This is a genomic window from Candidatus Cloacimonas sp., assembly GCA_035403355.1.
GTDB lineage: Bacteria > Cloacimonadota > Cloacimonadia > Cloacimonadales > Cloacimonadaceae > Cloacimonas.
The window spans coordinates 1-4,826 of the sequence record DAONFA010000056.1; the positions used below are offsets into that span (position 1 = coordinate 1).

The 4,826-nt window shown below is 40.0% G+C and carries 2 protein-coding genes; one reads left to right on the forward strand and one right to left on the reverse strand.

The window, feature by feature from the left end:
* Positions 1-29 precede the first annotated feature (29 nt).
* A complete protein-coding gene (locus PLE33_09040) occupies positions 30-1,427 on the forward strand; it encodes an aminomethyl transferase family protein (protein HPS61386.1) in 1,398 nt (465 codons plus the stop codon).
* A gap of 1,016 nt (positions 1,428-2,443) precedes the next feature.
* Here PLE33_09040 and PLE33_09045 read toward each other — a convergent pair.
* Positions 2,444-4,795: a sodium-translocating pyrophosphatase gene (locus PLE33_09045; protein ID HPS61387.1), complete on the reverse strand. Its 2,352-nt coding sequence runs from the start codon at positions 4,793-4,795 to the stop codon at positions 2,444-2,446.
* Positions 4,796-4,826 lie beyond the last annotated feature (31 nt).

A 4,826-nucleotide genomic window follows, 5' to 3' on the forward strand; every position in this document is an offset into this window, starting at 1 on the left:
CTTAAAAAAGAATTAACATAAGGAGTTTAATGATGGACAGCTTAGGTTTTAAGTTTCCCTTGCAGGAGCGTAAAACAGCCCTATACAAATTGGAAGAAGAATGGTATCTTCCTCTATTATCAAAACTTCGTAACATTCCGATGCAAAGCATCAAGCGCAGTAATTTCGGTCAGTATTCTATGGCAGTAAATTATCTAACTTCTGTATTGGAAGAAGCATCTGCAATCAATAAAGTAGCCGTTTATAATATTGACCACATGGCACAATTACTTTTTTATGGAGCCGATGTAGTAACTCTTTTGAATAGAGCTTTAACTGGTAACTTTACCGAAATGAAAGTGGGGCAGTGTAAATATACTTTACTTTTAAATGAACACGGTGGAGTGCAAGATGATATGATTCTGATGAGAGTTTCCGAGACAAGTTTTATTCTGGTTATCAATGCGGGTCATGATATTACGGATACTATTGAGATTGAAGGAGTTGAGAAACAATATATTGCTGATATAGATAGAATTATGGCTTGTAAAAAAGATGGGGAAGAGGTTTGGGCAAAAGACATTTCCGATACCCTTGTAAAAATAGACATCCAGGGTCTGCTTTCCTTTAAATTGCTCAAAGAGGTCTATGGCGAAAATGTGTTAAAAAACAGGTATAATCCCGAAAAGAATATGAATTTCTTTACTTTTAACCAGTTTGAACGCAATGGGCAGCATTACTATTTATCCAGAACCGGATATACTAATAGATGGGGTTGGGAACTTTATATTCCAGTAGCTTTTGCTGAAGAAGATGCCCGAATAATCATATCCAAAGCACTGGAACTTGGAGGACTCTTAGTTGGTTTAGGAGGCAGGGATGAAAACAGAATTTCTGCAGGACCGTTCGGTTTACCGTTGATGGGGCAGGAATATGACCCTTATCATACACCTGTAAACGCTCCTCTTTTTGAGACAGCAGTGGATATGAACAAAGAATACTTTGTGGGCAAAGAAGCATTAGCTAAAGAGATAGCGGAAGGAATGCAAAAGCGTCTCTATATATTTGTTTCCGAAGGTATTGTAACCAATCGGGGTATTTATAAAGAAGGTAAACGCCTGGGAACTGTTACCAGCAGTATAAATTCCCCGAATGTTTCGCTGGAAATGCGTTTGGCAATTGGTTCCAAGCGAAAAAATGTAAATGAGGAAAAAGGAACTGCTGCCATTGGTATGGGTTGGTTTTATGCTCCCTTGTTTGAACAAGATGCAGAAGGTAAAGAGTTAGCAGAAATTGACGGGAAACCAATTCGTATTCCTGTGGAGTTCTATCGCGAAGATGAAAAGCGAAATCCTATCGGAAGTCCTGTTATGGGCTATGTTACCTTGGAAGGAATTACACCGGCTACGGCACATAGACCTTTGAAGAATATAGAGAACTTGTTGTAGAATTAGGATTTCAGGGCAAGGATTTCAGGGCAAGGATTTCAGGACAGGGATTTCAGGACAGGGATTTTAGAAACAAGGATTTAAGGATTTTAGGATTTAGAGGATTTAATAGGCCTGGGATGAACAGGATTTAAGGATTTAAGGATTTAGAGGATAGATTTATAAAAGGTTTTAGATGACTTGTGTACCGGCGAACGCTGCTCTTTGTACCGGCGGACGCCGTTCCGCCGAAGTTGTGTACCGGCGGACGCTGTTCCGCCGTCTTTATTTTAGAAACGAGGATTTAATAGGTCTGAGGTAACTTTTATAACTAAGGATGCCGTAGTTTGCAATGGTGACCTCCTGGTCAACCCACCTCTCACGATTTGTTTCCTTAACGGAAGGTTGACCTCCTGGTCAACCCACCTCTCACGCTTTATTTCCTTACTGAAAGGCAAACGGTAACGAAACACCAGAGTTACCACTAAACGACGAGGACATCGTTTTTCCGGAAGAAAAAGCCATATTGTCTCTCAGTTCAGCTCGTGTATTACTCATTCATCAAGCGTTAATCAAGCGTTAATAATTAAGGAGTGATTAAGGTATGATAAAGGATTGATTGACAGTTTGAAGCAAGGAAATAATATGAAGCTAAGTGAGTAGGAGGTTATAATGAAAGTAACTGTAAAAGAAGGCAAGAAGGGATTTTCAGGCAACCTGGATGGGGCGATATAATATTATCATTTCCGTTTAAATAAAGAACTTTAATACGATAAGTTCCAGTTAAACAGATGCGGAGAAACGATGTTTTCCTTCAACACAAATTATCTAATACTTATTCAATACTGTAAAATCCCTTCAATCCTGTTCATCCCAGAGCTATTAAATCCTCTAAATCCTAAAATCCTTAAATCCTTGTTTCAAAAATCTGTGTTATCCGAGTAATCTGTGAGAGAAAAAAAACGGCGGAACGGCGTCCGCCGGTACATCCCCGCCGGTACACATCCCCGCCGGTACAAGGGTATTCTGTTTATAATTTACTTTTCTAATGTAGTTGCAGGGGAAGTAGCAGGATAATTTTCAGATACATTTAAGGAATCTTTCTCCACCATTAAAATCCTATTTTCCGTCTTTTTATTTAAATGAGCTTTAGTGAAAGGAGGATTTATCTTTTCCACGCTAATAGAGTAGGTTACAATCAAGCCGGAAAAGACGATGGAAATCATACTCATCAGTTTCACCAGAATGTTAATGCAAGGACCAGCTGTATCTTTAAATGGGTCACCAACTGTATCACCAACGATACTGGCTTTATGAATTTCAGTGCCTTTAGCTTTCTTTTCGGTTTCTATATACTTTTTGGCATTATCCCAGGCGCCACCTGCATTATTCATCATCACAGCTAAAACAAAACCGGTGGAAAGAGCTCCGGTAAGAATTCCCAAAACCCCGGGAACCCCAAAAATTAAGCCCGTAAAAATAGGGGATAAAAGCCCTACTAAAGCAGGCATCAGCATTTCTTTCTGAGCTGCCTGAGTGGAAATTTTAATGCATTTGGCATATTCAGGTTTTCCTGTTCCTTCCATAATCCCGGGAATTTCTCTAAACTGACGGCGCACTTCTTTTACCATTTCCCCGGCAGCCCGTCCTACAGCTTTAATAGTGAGGGACGAAAATACAAAGGCAACCATAGCTCCAATGAAAACACCCAGCAAAAACTTGGGATTGAGGATATGAATTTGGAAGAATTGAATAAAATCTGCAATTGATGCCTTCGCCAAAGGAATATTTTCGGTGAATTTTGTATTATAGTTAGTATGCAAAAAGACAGCTTTCCCTGCTTTAGTTCCTACTAATTGTAAAGCTCCGCGAACTTCTTCCAGATAGGCAGCAAGTAAAGCCATAGCAGTTAAGGCAGCACTTCCGATGGCAAAACCTTTTCCTGTAGCAGCAGTGGTATTACCCACGGAATCAAGATTATCGGTCATCAATCTAACATCTTCAGGCAAATTACACATTTGAGCATTGCCACCCGCATTATCAGCTATAGGCCCAAAAGCATCCATTGCTAAAGTTACACCTAAAGTTGCCAGCATTCCCACAGCGCCAAAACCGATTCCGTATAAGCCCATTTCTATTGAGGAGAAACCGTGACTGCAAATAAAGGCAGATAAAATGCCGATTACAATTATTAAAACAGGAGCTGCTGTAGAACGCATTCCTACAGACATCCCTTCCAGAATAACGGTTGCCGGACCATATTCTGCCTGATTAGCTATTTCCTGAGTCGGCTTGTAACTATGAGAGGTGAATAGCTCAGTAAAAAGACCTATCAATATACCGGCTGCTAATCCAATTACGGTAGAAATAAATACCCCGAAATAATAATCAGGTGGAAGCAAAGCTTTAGTTACAAAAAAAGCACATATAGCAATTAAGATAGAACTGGAATAGACACTTTTATTTAAGGCAAACATCAGTTCTTTTGGTCCGGCATTTTCTTTGGTGCTGACAGTAAAAATACCTATAATGGAAAGGAGAATTCCCAAACCGGCTAAAATCATTGGTGCTACAACAAAATTTACTGCCATATTCGCATATTCGGCACCTAACATTGTAACAGCGCTCATTCCTAAAGCAGCGGTTGCTAAAATTGAACCGGCATAACTTTCATATAAATCGGCTCCCATACCTGCAACATCGCCAACATTATCACCAACATTATCGGCAATGGTAGCTGGATTACGAGGGTCATCTTCCGGAATATTTGCTTCTACTTTGCCAACAAGGTCGGCACCTACATCGGCAGCTTTAGTAAAAATACCTCCCCCTAACCGGGCAAAGAGTGCCTGGGTAGAAGCACCCATTCCAAAAGAAAGCATTATAACGGTGATTTGATGCAGAGGGAATTTTAACAGATTGAGGATAAAAAACCAGGCAGAAATATCAATTAAAGCTAAACCAACTACTGTTAATCCCATTACACTACCCGCTCTGAAGGCAATGCGCAGACCTTTATTCAGCCCTTTAGTACAGGCCTGAGTAGTTCTATTGGAAGCAAGGGTAGCCATATTCATCCCGATATAGCCAGCTAAACCACTGAAAAAACCACCGGTTAAAAAAGCCCAAGGGATTAACCAGTGCAAAACACCCAAACCCCAAGCCATTATTTGAAAAACAATGAAAGCAATAATAAAGAAAATGCCTACGCCTTTATATTGTTGCTTTAAATAGGCAAAAGCACCTTCCCGAACATAACCTGCAATTTCCTGCATTTTAGCATTACCGGGGTCTTGGTTTTTTACCTGCCGAAAGAAAATTGCTGCAAAAATTAAAGCCAGAACAGCACCTAAGGGTGCAATAAGCCACAGGGTAGGGATATTATTCATACACAACCTCTAACTTCTTAATTTTAAATAC